Origin of the sequence: Halovenus amylolytica (genome assembly GCA_004015825.1) — an archaeon.
GTDB lineage: Archaea > Halobacteriota > Halobacteria > Halobacteriales > Haloarculaceae > Halovenus > Halovenus amylolytica.
The window spans coordinates 95676-113728 of record ML137215.1 but is presented as its reverse complement, the minus strand read 5'-3'; the positions used below and the strand labels follow the sequence as shown (position 1 = coordinate 113728).

Genomic DNA, 18053 nt, shown 5'->3' with positions numbered 1-18053 from the left:
TTCCAATGTCGAAAACACACACCGAGACTGAATCGAACGACAACCACGATGTGGCGCCGATGGCTCGCCGGGGCTTTCTCAAGCTCACCGGTGCCGGGGCCGCAGCAGCCACGCTCGGACCGAACCTGACCTCGTTCACCGAGGCTGACAGCGTCCCGGCACAGATGAACGAAGGGACCGACGCAGAGTGGCGAAAGAGTACCTGTGCAGGCTGTACCTCCTGGTGTGCCTCACAGATTCTCGTCGAGGACGGACGTGCGTACAAAACCCAGGGGAACGAGCTCTCGAAAATCCACGGGAACAACGACTGTCCCCGGATGGATCTGTCCCTGCAGCAGTTGTACGATCCCGACCGGATCACCCAGCCAATGCGCCGGACGAACTCGGAGAAAGGCCGCGATGTCGACCCCGAGTTCGAACCGATTTCCTGGGAGGAGGCGATCGACGAGATCGCAGACAAGATCATGGAACTGCGGGACAACGAAGAGACCCACAAGTTCATGCTGACCCGCGGTCGGTACACGTACCTCCGGCACGTCCTCTACGGCAGCTTGCCGAAGATCATCGGCTCACCGAACAACATCTCACACAGCGCCAGCTGTGCCGAAGCCGAGAAGTTCGGCCCCTACTACACGGAAGGCGAGTGGTCCTACCGGCAGTACGACGTCAGCGAGACGGAGTACGTCCTGCTGTGGGGCGCCGATCCGATTTCGACCAACCGCCAGGTCTCGCACTACTCCAACCAGTGGGGTGACGTGCTCGACCAGGCCGGCGTCGCGGTCGTCGAACCGCGTCTCTCCTCGGCTGCGGCCAAAGCCGACGAGTTCATGCCGGTCGAACCAGGCCAGGACGGCGCACTCGCAACTGCGCTCGCGCATGTCATCCTCACCGAGGGGCTCTGGCATCGCGAGTTCGTCGGCGACTTCACCGACGACAGCGAGTTCGTCGCCGGCGAAACCGTCGACGAGGAAAGTTTCGACGAGACCGAGAACGTCTACGGACTCGTCAAGTGGTGGAACAAGGAACTGAAAGACCGAACCCCCGAGTGGGCAGCCGAACGGACCGGTGTCGAGGCAGACCAGATCGAGCGCGTTGCCGTCGATTTCGCCGAGGCAGCACCACACGCCATGTCGTGGGTCGGTGGCGGCCCGGTCATGCAGGTGCGTGGCAGCTACAACAGTATGGCAGCACACGCGCTGAACGGCCTCGTCGGGTCGGTCGGCAACGAAGGTGGTCCGATGTACGCCCCGTCGGACGGCACCGCCGACCTCCCTGATCCGAGCCCGTACGTCGACGAGGTCGCACAGCAGGGCATCGACTTCCCGAAAGAGAACGGCAGCGGTGACAAGATCGACCAGCGTGGCTCCAAGGAGTTCCCGTCGCTCAAAAAAGGCAAATCCGGCGGTGGTGTCGTGACCAACAACGCCGCCGATGGTGTCCTCGAAGAGGACCCGATGGAAATCGAGATGCTGATCTCCTACTGGAACAATTTCGCGTTCTCCAACCCCGAAAGCAGGCGGTGGGAAGAGGCCCTCGCGAAGATTCCGTTTATGATCTCGATCGAGACCCACGCCAGCGAGACGGCCCACTTCGCCGATATTCTGCTCCCGGCGACCCACCACCAGTTCGAACGGTGGGGTCAGCTCAAGAGCATGGCCAACCGGCGTGGACAGACGAGCCTGCTCCAGCCGGTGCTGGCCGACGATCCGAACGATCCCGAAGACGTCATCGACAGTCGGCTCTGGAACACCAAATCCTCGGAGGTGGAGATCCCCTACATGATCGCCGACGAACTCGCCGATCGGGGCTTTACGAACATGCTCGATTTCTTCGAAGAGCAGTTCGCAGACCCAGAAACAGGGCTCGCGCCCAGCGAGGAGTACGACGACCGGGAGCTGAAAGCACAGGCCTTTGCCCGCAACGCGATCAAACTCCGGATGCAGCCACTGTGGGATCCCGAGATGGATGCACCGCCGGGCGACGAGTACGACGGCTGGGATGAGTTCAGAGAAGCCGGCATCTGGAACTCCGAAGAGTGGGAGTACCGCAACAGGTGGCCCTCGGAAGGCGGCGAGTTCGGCACCGAGACCGGCAAATTCGAGTTCTACAGCAAGACGCTCGAAAAAGCCCTCGGGAAACACGCCGACAGGCACGACACCGACGTCGACGATATCATGGAAACGTGCAAGTACGAGGCCCGCGGCGAGCAGGCCTTCATCCCCCACTACGAGGAGCCGTACGTCAACGGCGAGGACATGGAGTTCGACTTCGTCGAACACAAGTCCAAACTCAACAGGGAGGGTCGGTCGGCGAACACGCCGCTGTACCAGGAGTTCAAAGACGTCGATCCGGGTGACGAGCCAGATCAAGACGTCGCACGGTTCAACCCGGTCGACGCAGACCGACTCGACATCGAGGACGGTGACGAGATCAGGCTCGTCTCCCCGGTCGACGAGATCACCTGTACCGCAAAGGTGTGGGAGGGTACTCAGCCAGGGACCGTCGTCAAAACCTACGGCCAGGGGCACTGGGCGTACGGTGACGTCGCATCCGAAGAGTTCGGCAGCGAGCCGAAAGGTGGGAACAACAACCGACTCCACGTCGCCGACTACGACCGCCTGAGCGGAAGCTCCGTGACCTACGGTAGCATGCGAGTCGACGTCGAAAAGCTTTGAACAGACAATGAACGAACAACCGCAAACAGACGAGTGGTTGGCCGACGGGGAGGCTCGGGTGAACACCTACCGACTCCTCTCGGAGGCGTTCCACGTTCCAGATCACGAACTGCTGGAGCTGCTCGAAGACGTTGCAGGGGACGACGATCTGCGCGTGACCGTGGCGATCGGCGGTCTCGTCTCGGAACTCCCCGACGAGATCCAGTCGTTGCGGGTCGACTACGCGAAGCTGTTCGTCGGGCCGCGTGAACTGCTGGCTCCACCGTACGGATCGGTCTATCTCGACGGTAAGGGACAGGTCATGACCGACTCGACGATGGACGTCGAGCGCCGCTACCGGCAGGAAGAACTCGACGTGACACTCGACGAACCAGCCGACCACGTCGCCGCGGAACTCGAATTCATGTACCTGCTGGCTCACAGGGAGGTGACCGCTCTCGACAACGCCGAGTTCGAAACAGCAACCATCTACCTGCAAAAACAGCAGGCGTTCCTGGGAACGCACCTCGGGCGCTGGCTCCCCGAGTTCGCAGACCGCGTCGAAGAGAACGCGGAGACCGAGTTCTATCGGCTGCTTGCGAGGGAGGCAGCCACCTTCGTCTCGGCGGACAGCACGCGGCTGGCCGACCGGTTAGACGAGGTTCAGAATAGCAGTCCGGAACGGATCGGGGGGACAGATGACAGCGAGTGAACCGGAAGTGCGTGACCGGCTCCGGAACGTCGAAGACCCGGCACTGGGCGACGACCTCGTCTCGCTAGATCTGATCGACAGCATCGATGTGACCGACGACGGAGTTGTAAAGGTTAGACTGGAGTTCAACGCCCCATTCGCACCCGAAGAATCGGCAATTGGTGACCGCATACGCGATGCCGTCGAGGATCTCGGCCTCGAGGCCTCGCTCTCGGTGAGTCGCTCCTGGGAAGACCCGGATAGTCCGCTCGAAGATGTCAGAAACGTCGTCCCGATCGCATCGGGAAAAGGTGGTGTCGGGAAGACGACGGTCGCAACGAACCTCGCAGCATCGCTGGCCGACGCTGGTGCCCGGGTCGGCTTGCTCGATGCGGACATCTACGGGCCGAACGTGCCGGGGATGTTCGGTGCCGACGCCCAGCCCGGTGTGAGTCAGGACGGAAATGTCCTCCCTCCGACAGTGGACGGTGTGAAACTGATGAGCATGGCATTGCTGGCCGAAGAGGAGTCCGATCCGGCGATGTTGCGGGGGCCGATGGTCGACAAAGTGCTCACCGAACTGATCGAAGAGGTCGAATGGGGGGAACTCGATTATCTCCTCGTCGATCTCCCCCCGGGGACGGGTGACGAACAGCTCACGCTGGTTCAGCACGTCCCGGTGACCGGGGCAGTCATCGTCACGACACCGGAAGATATCGCACTCGAAGACGTCCGTAAGGGGATCAGGATGTTCGAAGACCACGAGACACCAGTGCTCGGAATCGTCGAGAACATGACCTCGTTCCGGTGCCCCAACTGTGGCGACGTTCACGACCTCTACGGGAGTGGTGGCGGCGAGACACTCGCCGCCGAGTTCGACGTCCCGCTGCTCGCTGAAATCCCGATGGACCCACAAATCAAGTCCGGAGGGGAGAACGCACCTGTTGCAGCGCTACAGGAGGGGTCCGCTGCAGCGCAGTTTGCCGAACTTCGTGACACGGTAACAAATCTGATCGGTGCGCTCAACCGTGCCGAGGTTGCCGGCGTCGAGCTACGGTAACAGGGGGCGCAGTTTTTTCGACCCGTCTTATACGGTTCAACTATCCGCGTGTATATTTATACGAGTTGGATACCCAACACAGTATATGTCAGATACAGTCGAGGATCCGACAGAGGAACTGCCAGCGACTGCCGGCGAGTTCGCGGGTGAACACAGCGAGGTGTGGGAAGCGTACTCCAATCTGGGCAAGGCTACAGCCGAGGCGGGACCGATCGATGGGGAGACGAAACGCCTGGTCAAACTCGCGATCGCGATCGGGTCCCAGTCAGAAGGCGCAGTCCACTCCCACGTCCGACGGGGACTTGATGAAGGTCTCTCACCGGAAGCGTTGAAACACGCCGCTATTCTTGCCATGCCGACTATTGGCTTCCCGAAGGCGATGGCCGCAGTTACCTGGATTGAAGATCTCACCGACGAGTGATTATCTCTGACAAAGTTGGGGTGGAGATCTGTGCCAATCCGATGAGAACAGCTATTCAGCCGAACCCTTTGGCGGGGCGTACAACGCCGTAATCACAAGTTCGTCCTCGAAGTCGAGAAACTGATGTTCGGTTCCCGGTTCGAGATGGATCACGTCACCTTCCGAGACATCCGTTGTGTCTCCTTCGACATTGATCTTTCCTGTGCCGGAGTCAACGTGATAGATTTCGTCTTCGGCGTGGGCATGCATCGGATCATCGTCGCCTTCCTCGAATTTCATCACTTCGAGACTCACGGCGTCGTTCCGAACCGTTTCAGTTGACTCTTCGTTATCTGGAATCTCAGCCGCCACATCGCTCACATTAAATGCTTGCATGCATGTTCAATCAGAACGCAATGGTTTTAATACTCCTCATGGATATTTCTATTGACATTAAGTGGGCCGATCTAGCACACTGTGCTCTTGGTATACCGTGGCATACAAAATGGGTTACACTGCTTGGCGATATTGCGCAACGTATCGCCGCTAATCTCTTTTCCCATCGGAATTGTCACGTTTCGAATCTCGCCAGTTTCTGGGTGGATATATCGAAGTTTCAGATGACTCCCCGCTCGGTCAACGGGCTGGTAGCCCATCTCAATCGCTCTCTGTCAACCCCGGTTGACTTGATTCACGCACCAGGGGCTTAGTTGCGGGATTTTCATAGAGTCATCCTGTGACACGCTAACATTGACTGCAGTGATGACAGAACAGAATCCGGGTTACAGATGAAATTATTGGTATTTTCTTGAAGCCGCTCGAATCCTGCCCGGCGAAACACTGACTCAATTCAAACAAGAGCGTCTGTCCTGGGGTTCCGCGCATAACGGAGCAGTGCTACTCAACCCGATTGGTCATCGTCTCATCGAACAGTGCAGAGAAGAGTTTGCCCTCGGCAGCCCGGAGGTGCTGTGTGAACGTCGTTTGCGAGATATCCATCATTGACGCGACCTCCTCTCCGCTGTGCTCACGGGGCCAATCGAAGAACCCGGCGAAGTGTGCAGTCCGTGCCGCCTCGAGCTGGCGGTCTGTCAGCGCCGCTGCAAGCTGTTTTCGGAACGCAGCTTCGGTCTGTACATCCCGTTCGCACTCGCGTTGTGCGACCAGGGTCAGGTCGTCGTAGGTGGTTTGGAGTGCGTTGACGACTGATCGGATGTCGTTCGAACTGGCGACCTGTGCGATAAGTTTCCCACTCGTTCCAGTGACCGACAGCGACTCGATGCTGGCCCCGTATTGCGCCAGTGTGGCGACGATCGACCGCTCGTCGATCGATAGGCGGAACAGCGCACAGTCGTCGTACGTGTAGATGTGCTGGACACTGCCAATTTGGTCGGCACCGGACGCGTACTCGACGACGGCTTCTGGCTCACTGCCGGTGACAGTCACGTACTGGATCCGATCGCCGTCGCCGTCGCCGACAACGTGCTCGATGGAGACAGTACAGTCGAGCTGTGCCGCCATATTCGCCAACGGCTCGTCGATCCCTGTCAACTGAAACTCCAGTTGGGTCACGCTATCGGAGGCGAGTGTCTGTTTGCTCTCGACGGCACTGATCGCATCCGCGACGGTACGGCCGAGTTCAGCGAAAATATCCCGCTGGATCAGATCGAACGCGTTCCCGTTGCTGGTCACCACAACGAGGACGCCGTACTCTGCACCACGGTAGGCGAGCGGAACCACGACGCTCCGGGCCTCCCCAGACAGCAGGTCGTCCTCGATATCGGTGAATACTGGCTCCTGTCCGTCCAGTGCCTGCGCCACTGGGCTCGGATCCGCCGCACACAGAGTCTCGACCTGATCGTCGAGCGAATCGATATCGATACCAGCCCACGAGCGCGGGCTCACCGTGCCGTCGACGAGCCCTCGGCTGCCGATCCAGGCTACGTCGAAGAGATCAGACGAACAGAACTGTTCACACACCGCAGACTCGATCTCGTCGCGTGTCGACGCAGCAACGAGTTCGCGGTTGATATCGCGGAGTACCTCGTTCGTGTTGTTCAGCAGGGTCAGACGCTCGTTCTGGTCCTCGATGTACATCTCGCGTTCCTTTCGTGTGGTGATGTCACGCTCGATTGCGACGTAGCGCTCCACGGTCCCGTCTTCGGTGATCGGGGCAATCGTCGTATCGACCCAGCAAAGCTCCCCTGATTTGTGCCGATTTGTCAGTTCTCCCTCCCAGACGGACCCCGACTCGATCTGTTCCCACAGCTCTGCGTAGAAGTCCTCGCTGTGCGTTCCAGACTGCCAGAGTCGTGGATTCTCTCCGACGACCTCCTCCGGTTCGTACCCCGTAACCGTCTCGACGGCTGGGTTTGCGTACTCGATGGTTCCGTCCGGGTCGGTGAGAAAGATCGCGTGTCCGGCGTGTTCGATGGCCTTTCGAAAGCCCCGGAGACGTTCGTTTACCTGCTGTAGCTGTGTTTTGATGATTTTTTCTTCGTCGATGTACTCGGAGAGGTAGTACACTGTGAGTACGGCGAGAACACTCACAATGAGGCCGGGAAGCTCTTCGAGTCCAGTGGGTGCCGTCTGCACGGTGAGCAGTTGTCGAAGCGTCATAAACGACAGGAGGAAAAGCAGGAAACCGAACCGTCTATCACGGGTCCGAGCAAGCAGCAGAACAGAGTAGCCGACTCCGAGCAGCCGTAGTCCGATGGAGAGGGCGATGATCCAGTTCATGCTCTGAAATAGCCATTCTCGCTGATAAGTGGCGTGTCTCTGCTACGCGGGGCGAAACGGCCCGATTCGGCGCCCATCCGCACCGACCCAAACAGTATTGGTATGTCCGATATGGGGTGTCTTCCCGGATCTGGGGTAACTCAATCTGTATTGGTATTCCGCTTTCCACGAGCGTCTGCGTACATCTACGTGTATGAACCACGAGATCAACCGGCCGGCACAGGACCAGACACTAGTCGGCGGGACAGGCGAGGACAGGTGCCAGCCATGAGTAGTTCAGACGACGACACTCTCCCCGGCATCCCGAACGTCGGGAAAGCCGACCTCGACACGATGGTGGAAAACGAGCGGCCCGATCCCAGAGAAGAGCTCGCAGACGTCGAGGCCGACACCGACCTGGGCGTCGCGATGGCCGAGGACGCACAGCGCGTCGCACGCGGTGAACTCAGTGGCGACGACTACTGGGACAGGTACGACGAAGCCGCGGCCGACGAGTTCGGCGAGGCGTACCACGAGACGCCGAACCCGGCGGTCGACGCTGGTGACCAGACTATCTCGACGGAGACAGCCGAGTCACTGAGCTGTGCCGTCGGATCGATGGACACTGTCTCGACCGAGCCGGCACAGGTCGAAGGCGACGACTCGGGCAACGGGATCGGCACAGGCGACCAGAAGTGGGGAATGGTGATCGATCTCCAGAAGTGCGTCGGGTGTGACTCCTGTACGGTCGCCTGTAAGTCCGAGAATCGGACGCCACCGGGTGTCTCGTACAACGTCGTGATGGAGGAAGAACACGGCGAGTTTCCGAATGTCACCCGGACGAACGTGCCACGTCCGTGCATGCAGTGTGATAATCCGCCCTGTGTGCAGGTCTGTCCGGTCTCCGCGACGTACAAGATGGACGACGGTGTCGTCAACATCGATTACGATCGGTGTATCGGCTGTCGGTACTGTATCATCGCCTGCCCGTACGGCGCACGCTACTTCGATTTCGGCGAGAATTACGACGACGAAGTCGACGAGGCAGGCGAACTGACCAGTCCGGAGTACGGCGTCGACCGCGGCACACGTGAGGACGGCAAATCACCGATCGGCAACGTCCGCAAGTGTAGCTTCTGTACGCACCGTCTCGAACGCGGCGAGGAGCCAGCCTGTGTCGAGACCTGCATCGGGGACGCCCGCAACATGGGCGATCTGGACGACCCCGACAGCGAGGTGGCACAGATGGCCGACTCCTCGCGTGCGTTCCAACTGAAAGAAGCGGAGGGGACCGACCCCAACGTCTACTACCTCAAATAGGACAATGGCAACACAAGGTTCACAGTTCGACTTCGCCCCCGGATTCGAAAATACCCGGCTTCGGATCGCCTGGTACGCGTTCATCAGCCTGCTCCTCGCTGGCGGAGCATACGCAACGTACCTTCGGCTGACGCAGGGGATGGCCAGTACAAACCTCACGAGTATCGTTCCCTGGGGGGCGTGGGTTGCTTTCTACATCTACTTCGTGGGTCTCTCTGCAGGCGCGTTCCTCGTTAGCACGCTGGCGAACGTCTTCGAGATCGGGGAGATGCACCGGATCGACAGGGACGCGCTGTTTGCCGCAATCATCAGCATGGCGGTTGCGCTGCTTTTCGTCTGGATCGACCTCGGACGGATGGACCGGATGTACTTTCCGTTCATCTGGCGACAGTTGACCTCGGCGCTGTCCTGGGAAGTACACGCCTACGTGGCGTACATCGGAATCCTCGTCACTGAACTGTACTTTTCGATGCGGATCGATCTGGCACGACTGGCGAACCGCCTGGACGGCGTGCGCGGGAAACTGTACGGACTCCTCGCACTCGGTCGTCTCGACACGGGCGACCCCTCCCAGGCGTTCGACCAGCGGTGGCTCAAACGCGTCGGAATCGTCGGCATCCCGCTGGCCATCTTCATGGTCCACGGCGGGACGGGCGTGCTGTTTGCTGTCTCGAAGGCCCGGCCGTACTGGAACAGCGGGCTCTTTCCCGTCATCTTCATCATCTCGGCGCTTCTGAGCGGGACGGCGCTGGTGATGGTGCTGTACGTGCTCCGAACACGGTTGTTCGATGGCGAAAGCGTCGATCTGGATCTCCTCGAACAGCTCGCACAGCTGTTGATGGGGTTTATTATCATCGACGCCGCGCTCACGGCCGTCGAGGCGCTGATTGCGTTCTCGAGTGTCCACCCACACGAAGTCGATACCTGGCTCGTCGTCATGTTCGGAGAGATGTCGTGGTCGTTCTGGTGGTTCATGATCGGTTTCAGCTGGGTGTTCCCGATGGTGATGCTCACCAGGCGGTCCTGGCGACGAACGCCGTGGGTGATGGTCGTCGCCGGGCTGACCGCTGTCATCGGGATCGTCGCCGTCCGGTTCAACATCGTTATTCCGGCCCAGATTATCCCCGTCATGGAGGGGCTTCCACACGGATCGTACTTCCCCACGCCTGTCGAGTGGGGGACGAGTATCGGCATCGTCGGCGTCGGCCTCCTGCTGTACACAGTTGGTGCAGAGGTGCTTCCGCTGACGCCGTTTTCAGAAGGTGATCACGAATGAGTTCCAAAGACACAGACGATCGCGCCGAGATTTCACGACGCGACTTCGTCAAAGCAGTCGGAGGCATCGGCCTCGTCGCAGCGGGCAGCAACGCGGCGATCGAACTAGACGTAGACGATCTGTGGACGGACGACGAGCACCACTACGTCGGAGACGAATACGGCGAATACGACGCAAGCGACGTGATCCACACAACCTGCGGACAGTGTAACACGTTCTGTCCAGTCAAGGTACAGCTTGCTGATGGGAGCGGTACTGGCGAGTACAGTTCGCTCGTCAGGAAGCTTGCTGGAAATCCATATTCGTTCCTCAATACGCAGCCGTTCTCGCAGGTTCCCTACGGGAGCGACCCGGAAGATGTCGCGATGGGTGATGTCGAGGGGAGCGGCGACGTCGACAAGGACCGCTGGTCGCTGTCCGGCGGCCGGATCTGTCTGAAAGGACAGGCAGGCATCCAGACGGCCTTCGACAGCTACCGGGTCCGCCAGCCGATGAAGCGGGTCGGTCCGCGCGGATCGGGTGAGTGGAAGACCGTCTCGTGGGAGCAGGCGGTAGAGGATATCATCCAGGGCGATGACGACCTCGGTCATCCCGGCCTGGCTGACCTCTGGGGGTACGCCCCGGAGGAAGCGGTCATGAGTGACTGGGATGCCGTGCAATCCGGCGAGATGGCCAGAGCGGAGTTCGACGAGAAATATGCCGACGATCTCATCGACACCGACCACCCCGATCTTGGGCCGAAGTCAAACCAGATCGTCGACGTCGGTGGGTTCCGGCGTAACTTCATCCGGAACCGGCTCTGGCACCAGGGACTGGGATCGATAAACAGTATTCACCACGCCGGAACCTGCGGGTTCTCGAGCGTGATGGGCAACGTTCGTTCCCACGACGCGCCGAAAAAGCGGCAGTACCCCGACATCGAGAACTGCGAGTACCTCATCGTCTGGGGGACCAACCCGATGGTCGCCAACAAGGGTCCAACGTGGCTCGCTCCAAAGTTGACCAACGCCATCGAAGACGGACTGCGGATGGACGTCGTCGACCCGCGACTGTCGAAGACCGGCGAGAAGGCCGACACGTGGGTCCCCGTCGAACCTGGCGCGGACGGAGCGCTCGCGCTCGGGATGGCGCGCTGGATCATCGAGAATGACCGCCACGATCTGGACTATCTCCAGAATCCCTCGCAATCGGCTGCCAACGACGATGACGAGCCAACGTGGAGCGACGCGAACCACCTCGTCCTCGTCGACGAGCCGGCGGGGCCGAAGGCACGTGCCAGCGACCTTGGACTCGTTTCCGAGGACGCGGCCACTGCCGAGGACTTCGCCGTGATCGATGCAGCCACCGGCGAGGTACGCCCCGCCAGCGAGGTCGAAACCGCCGTTCTCGATGGCGACGTGACTGTCGACGGTGTGACTGTCCAGACCGTCTGGCACCAGTACCGCGAACGCGTCTTCGAGCACACCGTCGAGGAGTACGCCGAGATGGCAGGCGTGCCGGCCGATCAGATCGCCGAAATCGCCGACGAGTTCACCAGCCACGGCAAACGCGCGGCTATCATGGCCTACCGCGGGCCGGCGAAGCACACGAATGGCTTCTACAACACACGGGCGATTGCGACGCTCCAGCACCTCATCGGGAACTACGACTGGAAGGGTGGCCAGATCACGCCCGACGCGGGTTATGACACCATGTCGGGGCGGTACGAACTCGGGTCGGTCCCCGACGGCCACTCGCCGTGGGGTATCCCCCTGCTGCGGGGTGGGGTCAACTACGAGGACACCTCGCTTTTCGATCGCGACGATGGCTACCCGGCGAAACGACCGTGGTTCCCCGTCGCGCCACCGCAGGCCACACAGGAACTCTACGGCAGTGCCACCGACGAGTACCCGTACGGCGTCGAGGCACTGTTCATCCGGCCGTACTCGAACAACCACGTCATGGCAGTCGCCGGCGGCGACGAAATCCCGGCGATCCTCCAGGACACCGACACGATCCCACTGATCGTCGCCTCGGACACGGTCATCGGCGAGACGAGCCAGTACGCCGACTACATCCTGCCCGAGCCGACCTACCTCGAACGGTGGGAGAACTTTGGCACGTACCCGAACAAACGGCTGGCCGACGAGAAGATCAGCCAGCCGGCGGTTTCGGTCGTCCCCAACGCCCGCCCGTTCGAGGACGTCCTCATCGAGCTATGGTCGGAACTCGACTTTCCCGGCGTCGGCGAGGATGCCATCCCAGACGCGAACGGCGATCTCTGGCCGCTCGAACAGGCAGAAGACTTCTACCTGAAACTCGCCGCCAACATCGCCTACGACCGCGACCCAGTCGAAGACGCGAGCGAGGACGAGTTGCGTGTGTTCCGCGAGAGCCACGAGAACGGCCTCGGCGAACAGTTCGATCTCGCACGCTGGCAGGCCGCCGTCACCGACCAGGAATGGGCGAAAGTGGTCACGATATTGAACCGAGGCGGCCGCTTCGAGGAACCGACAGCGGGCTACGACGAGGCGTTCGCCGAGCAGGGTCACGACTACGACTACGCCGAACGCGGGGAGGACTCGAACGCCTACGACGGCGAGCACATGCGGTACAAACTCGAGTCCCGGGTCGACTTTTACAGTGAGGTCGTCCCGAACGGGAAACACTCCTTCACCGGCGAGCGGTTCGATCCGCTTCCGAAGGTCGACGACATCGAACACTACGACGGCACGGTGCAGGCCGCAGTGACCGAGTCGGGCGAACAAGAGCGTCCCCTTCGACTGATCAACTGGAAGCCACGGACCCAGGGGATGCACCGGACCCAGAACAGCCCGTGGCTCCGTGAGACGCGGCCCGAGAATCCTGTGTGGATCAACACGCGCGACGCCGAAGACCGCGGTATCGAGAACGGCGACGAGATCGCCATCGACGCTGGCCGCGAGACCGTCGACGCGGTTGCGATGGTCACTGGTGGAATCCGTCCCGGTGTCGTCGGTGCAATGTGGGGGTGGGGGCGCACGGGCGACGGGGCGACGGCGGAGACGATCGACGGCGAAACACGCCCATCGGTCGAGGCCGACGGCCACAGTTCCTACCAGTTCGACGAACCGATGGTCGAAGAAGCCGGATACGCGAAAGGCCGTGATGCCGGCTTCGCGATCAACCACATCCAGCCGCTAGACGAGCAACTCGGTGACACCGGCCTCTCGGATCTCGTCGGTGGGAGCAACGCACAGTACGATGCCTTCGTCGATGTGGAGCGACGGTGATCCAAATGTCAGAGAATACCGACACCAGTCCGAGCGACAGTATCAGTGTCTCGCCGCTAACCGACGACCCGGAATCATCCGACTCCCCGGACGAGGTTGCGATGGCGACAGCCCGTGCTCGCCTCTACGGACTGTTGGCCGCAGCATTCGACGGCGAGACGGAGACCATTGCCACTGCGTTCGAACGGGGAACGTTCGCAGCCGTCGCCGATCTGTTCCCGATTGCAATCGAAACGACAGCACTGCGCGGTGACGATTACGACGCAGACTCGCTGGCCATCGGCTACGACAATCTGTTCGTCGTGCCGGGGAGTCACTACGTTCCGCCGTTTGCGTCTGCCCACGCGACCGATCCAGGCGAGGAGTTCGAGTCCGATTCACGGTATCACACCGCCGGCGAGGCCGGTGAACTCCTCGGTGATCCTGCTGCCGATATGGCGCAGTTGTACGACGTTGCCGCGTTCTCACCCGAGCGCGGAGACGACATCCCCGATCACATAGCCGCGTACTTCGAGTTTATGCGCGCGCTGTGTGAACGAGAGGCGGCGCTTCTCGGGGACGGCGAGAGCAAGGAGACCCTCGATGCTGTCCGCGAACTCCAGAGCTTGACACTTTCCCAACTTGGGTGGATCGATCGCTTCGAAGAAGCTGTTGCGAGCCACGACACGGTCGAAGGCGTCTTCGCTGCGATAACCCGTCTCGCGCGGACGTTCACTGCGTGGGACACAGAGATAGTCACACAAACCGACCCGCAACCATCCGAAACAACACACTCCTGATCTTACACTATGACAACGACAGAGATCTCCGATGCCAAACTCCGTGATCGCCTTCGCGCTGTCGACGACCCGGCGCTCGACACAGATATCGTCACTGCTGGGCTCGTTACCGACATCGCTATCGAAGATGGGACCGCTGCAATCGAACTTGCCCTTGGCGCGCCCCACGCACCCGACGAGTCCGCTATTGCGGACCGTGTCCGCGATGTCGTCGACGAAGTGGGACTAGAAAGTACCCTCTCGGCTACTGTCCCACTGTTCGATGCCGCCGAGTCGTCAGTCCTGCCCGGCGTCCGAAACGTGATCGCCGTCGCCTCTGGCAAGGGTGGCGTCGGCAAGAGCACTGTTGCTGTGAACCTCGCTGCCGGACTCGCCGACCGCGGGGCGAACGTTGGCCTGTTCGACGCCGACGTCTACGGGCCGAATGTTCCGCAGATGCTCGGTGTCGACGACGACCCTGACGTTACAACCGTCGATGGCGAAGACCAGATCGAACCACCGACAGCTCACGGCCTCGAACTGATGAGCGTTGGATTGATGATCGAAGACGACGATCCGGTCGTCTGGCGTGGTCCGGTCGCACAGAACACACTCACTGACCTCTTCACGGACGTTTCGTGGGGGTCACTGGACTATCTGGTCGTAGATCTCCCACCGGGTACCGGTGACGTCCAGCTAACGGTCCTCCAACAGCTCCCAGTTACCGGAACGGTCGTCGTCACGACACCACAGTCCGTTGCCGTGGACGATACCCGTCGCGGTGTCGAGATGCTCGGCGAGTACCAGACCAACGTGTTAGGCGTCGTCGAGAATATGAGTGGCTTCGTCTGCCCCAGTTGTGGGGATGCTCACGACATCTTCGGCGAGGAGGGTGGCCGGTCACTTGCCGACGCAGTCGATGTCCCGTACCTCGGATCGCTCCCGCTGGATCCAGCGATCCGCGTGGGCGCTGACGCCGGGAAGCCGATCGTTCGCCGGGACACCGGGGAGACCGCGACGGCCTTCCAAGAGTTGGCGGCGACGGTCGCGAACAAAGTTGGCGTCCTGCGACGGCACCACCAACAGCAGACATCCACAGAAAGCGATGTCTGAGAGGCAGATGCATATTCCGACGGCACAGTTACCACTGCGCTCGCCGCTCCACGAGAGGTGAGTGCAGCCAGCGATTCGATGCTGCAAACAGAACGGTACCTTCTGTGATATGTAGCCGTTTCTTCGATACCGAGATCGTCCATCGCCTCGACGACATCTGGATGCACTTCGTCGTCGGGATGGGGACCGACAGTCAGAATCTCTACCTCGTCGTCGAGTCCTCGCCGTTTGCGTTCCCGTCGTGTAAATGCTGCGGACATCTGGCTCCGCCCTGCATTCTGGACACACACAAACCCGAATTTCAGTGTTTTTTTGCAACCAGGGATAATGTAGTCGTAGCACGTGGAATAATACTTCCTAAGACTTCTACTGTGGGCTATATATCGGGTCCTGGATTATTTGGATTTTTCGCCTAACCAGAGTTCTAACACAAAGATGAACAGCTAGTCATTGGAAAAAATGTCGGAAAATATGCATATATAACTCACATATGAGGATTATTATACTACTTCATGCTATGTCATTTCATGACAGACAATGATACAATTCGGATCGATTTCGTCTGTGTCCACAATGCTGGACGCAGTCAGATGGCGGCTGCGTTCGCCGAGCGTGAATGTGCCGAGCGAAATCTTGAATCGGATGTCGAGATTTACTCTGGTGGAACAGACCCTGCAGACGGTGTTCATGATGAAGTTGTGCAAGTGATGTCGGAAGTCGGGATCGATATCACAGACCGGGAGCCAAAATATGTTGCTGATCTCGACCGGCTCAAAGAGAGTCACTATTTGGTAACAATGGGCTGTTCGATCTCGAAATTCAATCCTGGAGGCCTTGTGAAACCCTCACGTGGTGATAGGTTTCAGTAGCCGTGCTGAATAGAACGCGCGAGTCGGTCAGACAGTTCACACGATTCCAGCGAACCAGAGAACGGTATAGCTCAAAGTCAGAACGGACAGGATAATGCCGATGATACCGAGAATGAGTGCCTGTTCTTCGCTCATACTGGCCATAGGAACCGGAACTTCGTAACTCTAGTGATGGGTAACAGAATGCTGAACTCACGCTCTCTATCGGTCTCTCCGCTTCTATCAGATGTTGGTACTATCTACTCGCTGATAATACGACTCCTTCGCAAAAAGAGGTTTGAAGCACACCTCAAGATCTATTCAACACGGCAGTTCGTAGAGGGACTTTAGATTGATGGCCCGGACGGCACCACCCGACCAGTTCGTCGCTGATGTCGGACATCACGTCGGTGTCGCGTGGCGTTTGAACTCCGTCTCCGGGGTCGGTGACTACCCGAGACGCGTACTCACAAGAAACCGGATCGGGGCCCGTACGCTCCGTACAGAGGGGGGGTTCGCAACGGTAGTATCAGTTCGATAAACGTTAACTCGGAACAGAGCCTACAGATCGCATGAAGACGACGCGACGAGAGGTACTCACGGGGGCTGGGATGGTTGTAGTGACCAGTCTCGCCGGGTGCGTCGGAAACGGGTCCCCCGCCGGGAACACGACGACGCCTGCACCGACGCCGAGGCCCTCCCCGACGCCTGTGAAGCCAGTGCAGGTCGCAAAACTGGCCGCCTGGGACGGGGGGCCGGAGGACCGGTTCGGTCACGCGGGGGCACTCTCAGGCGACGGCACCACCGCGCTACTCGGTGCGCCCCTCGACGAGAATCCCAACGGCCCGAACTCGGGATCGGCCTACGTTTTCACGCGCGAGGGGGACGAGTGGGGCCCCGCCGGCAAACTCGCCGCAGCCGACGGCGACGTGGGCGACCAGTTCGGAGCAGCGGTGGCGTTGTCTGCCGACGGGACCGTCGCTCTGGTCGGCGCCCCTCGAGACGAGGACCCGCTCGACTCCGACTACGGTTCCGCGTACCTGTTCGCGCTGGAAGGCGGCGAGTGGCGACAGACCGCCAAACTGGTCACGAGGACTGGAGGGCCACTGCTCGAAAGGTTCGGTTGGTCGGTCGCGCTGTCAGCCGACGGCACCCGTGCGATAGTCGGGGCTCCGAGTGGAGGGCCGGAGCACAACGGGGCTGCAAGTATCTTCTCGCTGTCGGGCATGGAGTGGTCTCTCGAGGGATTCCTGACCCCGACGCGAAGAGGTCTGGCCGACAACTGGGGCCGTTCGGTAGCGCTCTCGAACGACGGACGAAGCGCCCTCGTCGGGGCCTTCCCCAGGTCGAGACTGAACGACTTCACCCCGGGCTTCGTGGCCGTCTACACCAGGGACGGCGACGTGTGGTCCCAGGTGCACACACTCGAACCGCTCAGCAGCGATACTCTAGGCGGATTCGGGTGGACGGTCGCGCTGGCAGGCGACGGCGAGTCACTTCTGGTCGGGGCCCCGGCAGAGACGACCTCGAACGACGCGCTCGCGGGGGCGGGCCACGTCTTCACGCGGTCCGGGTCCGACTGGGTCCGGGGCGAGCGACTCGTCGCCACCGACGGCGCCCGGAACGACGAGTTCAGCTACGCAGTCGCCCTGTCGGATGACGGCACCGTCGCGTTGGTCGGGGCACGGCGCGACGATAACCCTCGCGGTATCGAGGCCGGTGGGGCGTACATGTACTCCCGGGTCGATGGCGCCTGGACCCGGCAGGTAAAACTCCTTCCCGCTGACGGCGACGACGGCGACATTTTCGGATGGTCCGCGGCGCTGTCGGGCGACGGCCGAACAGTCCTCGTCGGCGCTCCCCTCGACGAAGACCCGGAGGGTGAGAACGGGGGGTCGGCGTACGTATTCGACCGTTGGTAGGTGATTGTTACGCGGACAAGTGTTACACAAATTATATATCGG

At 60.6% G+C, this 18053-nt stretch carries 14 protein-coding genes and 1 pseudogene; 11 read left to right on the top strand and 4 right to left on the bottom strand.

From position 1 onward, the window contains the following. Nucleotides 1-5: 5 nt before the first annotated feature. The 4 genes from EOW68_RS00535 to EOW68_RS00520 all read left to right on the top strand — a co-directional run bounded on the left by EOW68_RS00535 (nucleotide 6) and on the right by EOW68_RS00520 (nucleotide 4826). Complete coding sequence (locus tag EOW68_RS00535; protein WP_128223224.1) at nucleotides 6-2675, top strand: molybdopterin-dependent oxidoreductase; 2670 nt, start codon at nucleotides 6-8, stop codon at nucleotides 2673-2675. A 7-nt stretch (nucleotides 2676-2682) separates the two neighbouring features. Then, nucleotides 2683-3366 carry a TorD/DmsD family molecular chaperone gene (locus EOW68_RS00530; protein ID WP_128223223.1) on the top strand — a complete coding sequence of 228 codons (684 nt, stop codon included), beginning with the start codon at nucleotides 2683-2685 and terminating at the stop codon, nucleotides 3364-3366. Further along, on the top strand, nucleotides 3353-4405 hold the full coding sequence (locus tag EOW68_RS00525) for an Mrp/NBP35 family ATP-binding protein (RefSeq protein ID WP_128223222.1): 1053 nt from the start codon (nucleotides 3353-3355) through the stop codon (nucleotides 4403-4405). Before EOW68_RS00530 ends, EOW68_RS00525 begins: the two co-directional genes overlap by 14 nt. Before the next feature lie 85 nt (nucleotides 4406-4490). Further along, a complete protein-coding gene (locus EOW68_RS00520) occupies nucleotides 4491-4826 on the top strand; it encodes a carboxymuconolactone decarboxylase family protein (protein WP_128223221.1) in 336 nt (111 codons plus the stop codon). 51 nt (nucleotides 4827-4877) lie between these two features. Here the strand turns inward: EOW68_RS00520 and EOW68_RS00515 are convergent, their stop codons facing one another. The 3 genes from EOW68_RS00515 to EOW68_RS00505 form a co-directional block, all read right to left on the bottom strand. Continuing rightward, a complete protein-coding gene (locus EOW68_RS00515) occupies nucleotides 4878-5201 on the bottom strand; it encodes a cupin domain-containing protein (protein ID WP_128223220.1) in 324 nt (107 codons plus the stop codon). Between the two features lie 71 nt (nucleotides 5202-5272). Next, nucleotides 5273-5461 (bottom strand): type II toxin-antitoxin system HicA family toxin, encoded by a 189-nt coding sequence (locus EOW68_RS00510; protein WP_128223219.1) that lies wholly within the window; start codon nucleotides 5459-5461, stop codon nucleotides 5273-5275. A 241-nt stretch (nucleotides 5462-5702) separates the two neighbouring features. Continuing rightward, nucleotides 5703-7544, bottom strand: a complete 1842-nt coding sequence (locus EOW68_RS00505) for a bacterio-opsin activator domain-containing protein (RefSeq protein ID WP_128223218.1) — start codon at nucleotides 7542-7544, stop codon at nucleotides 5703-5705. 267 nt (nucleotides 7545-7811) lie between these two features. Between EOW68_RS00505 and EOW68_RS00500 the strand changes: the two genes are divergently transcribed. The 5 genes from EOW68_RS00500 to EOW68_RS00480 all read left to right on the top strand — a co-directional run bounded on the left by EOW68_RS00500 (nucleotide 7812) and on the right by EOW68_RS00480 (nucleotide 15241). Then, nucleotides 7812-8843: a 4Fe-4S dicluster domain-containing protein gene (locus EOW68_RS00500; protein ID WP_431358672.1), complete on the top strand. Its 1032-nt coding sequence runs from the start codon at nucleotides 7812-7814 to the stop codon at nucleotides 8841-8843. 4 nt (nucleotides 8844-8847) lie between these two features. After that, complete coding sequence (nrfD, locus tag EOW68_RS00495; RefSeq protein ID WP_128223216.1) at nucleotides 8848-10119, top strand: NrfD/PsrC family molybdoenzyme membrane anchor subunit; 1272 nt, start codon at nucleotides 8848-8850, stop codon at nucleotides 10117-10119. Next, a complete protein-coding gene (locus EOW68_RS00490) occupies nucleotides 10116-13370 on the top strand; it encodes a molybdopterin-dependent oxidoreductase (protein ID WP_128223215.1) in 3255 nt (1084 codons plus the stop codon). Before nrfD ends, EOW68_RS00490 begins: the two co-directional genes overlap by 4 nt. A gap of 101 nt (nucleotides 13371-13471) precedes the next feature. Next, nucleotides 13472-14149, top strand: a complete 678-nt coding sequence (locus tag EOW68_RS00485; protein ID WP_128223344.1) for a TorD/DmsD family molecular chaperone — start codon at nucleotides 13472-13474, stop codon at nucleotides 14147-14149. A gap of 9 nt (nucleotides 14150-14158) precedes the next feature. Further along, nucleotides 14159-15241, top strand: a complete 1083-nt coding sequence (locus EOW68_RS00480) for an Mrp/NBP35 family ATP-binding protein (protein ID WP_128223214.1) — start codon at nucleotides 14159-14161, stop codon at nucleotides 15239-15241. 122 nt (nucleotides 15242-15363) lie between these two features. Here the strand turns inward: EOW68_RS00480 and EOW68_RS00475 are convergent. After that, nucleotides 15364-15501 (bottom strand): annotated as a pseudogene (locus tag EOW68_RS00475) (low molecular weight phosphatase family protein); the annotation flags it as partial. 267 nt (nucleotides 15502-15768) lie between these two features. On the opposite strand from EOW68_RS00475, the gene EOW68_RS00470 reads away from it, so the two are divergent. Continuing rightward, the gene (locus EOW68_RS00470) at nucleotides 15769-16110 is read left to right on the top strand and encodes an arsenate-mycothiol transferase ArsC (RefSeq protein WP_128223213.1); all 342 of its coding nucleotides are present in this window, start codon (nucleotides 15769-15771) and stop codon (nucleotides 16108-16110) included. A 551-nt stretch (nucleotides 16111-16661) separates the two neighbouring features. Then, a complete protein-coding gene (locus EOW68_RS00465) occupies nucleotides 16662-18011 on the top strand; it encodes an FG-GAP repeat protein (RefSeq protein WP_128223212.1) in 1350 nt (449 codons plus the stop codon). The last annotated feature ends 42 nt before the right edge of the window (nucleotides 18012-18053 follow it).

Excerpts from the sequence above, each read along its gene's own strand:
- EOW68_RS00510 (WP_128223219.1), bottom strand. The coding sequence starts at position 5,461 with ATGGGCTACCAGCCCGTTGACCGAGCGGGGAGTCATCTGAAACTTCGA.
- EOW68_RS00530 (WP_128223223.1), top strand. The coding sequence starts at position 2,683 with ATGAACGAACAACCGCAAACAGACGAGTGGTTGGCCGACGGGGAGGCT.
- EOW68_RS00465 (WP_128223212.1), top strand. The coding sequence starts at position 16,662 with ATGAAGACGACGCGACGAGAGGTACTCACGGGGGCTGGGATGGTTGTA.
- EOW68_RS00515 (WP_128223220.1), bottom strand. The coding sequence starts at position 5,201 with ATGCAAGCATTTAATGTGAGCGATGTGGCGGCTGAGATTCCAGATAAC.
- EOW68_RS00505 (WP_128223218.1), bottom strand. The coding sequence starts at position 7,544 with ATGAACTGGATCATCGCCCTCTCCATCGGACTACGGCTGCTCGGAGTC.
- EOW68_RS00525 (WP_128223222.1), top strand. The coding sequence starts at position 3,353 with ATGACAGCGAGTGAACCGGAAGTGCGTGACCGGCTCCGGAACGTCGAA.
- nrfD (WP_128223216.1), top strand. The coding sequence starts at position 8,848 with ATGGCAACACAAGGTTCACAGTTCGACTTCGCCCCCGGATTCGAAAAT.
- EOW68_RS00500 (WP_431358672.1), top strand. The coding sequence starts at position 7,812 with ATGAGTAGTTCAGACGACGACACTCTCCCCGGCATCCCGAACGTCGGG.
- EOW68_RS00480 (WP_128223214.1), top strand. The coding sequence starts at position 14,159 with ATGACAACGACAGAGATCTCCGATGCCAAACTCCGTGATCGCCTTCGC.
- EOW68_RS00535 (WP_128223224.1), top strand. The coding sequence starts at position 6 with ATGTCGAAAACACACACCGAGACTGAATCGAACGACAACCACGATGTG.
- EOW68_RS00485 (WP_128223344.1), top strand. The coding sequence starts at position 13,472 with ATGGCGACAGCCCGTGCTCGCCTCTACGGACTGTTGGCCGCAGCATTC.
- EOW68_RS00490 (WP_128223215.1), top strand. The coding sequence starts at position 10,116 with ATGAGTTCCAAAGACACAGACGATCGCGCCGAGATTTCACGACGCGAC.
- EOW68_RS00470 (WP_128223213.1), top strand. The coding sequence starts at position 15,769 with ATGACAGACAATGATACAATTCGGATCGATTTCGTCTGTGTCCACAAT.
- EOW68_RS00520 (WP_128223221.1), top strand. The coding sequence starts at position 4,491 with ATGTCAGATACAGTCGAGGATCCGACAGAGGAACTGCCAGCGACTGCC.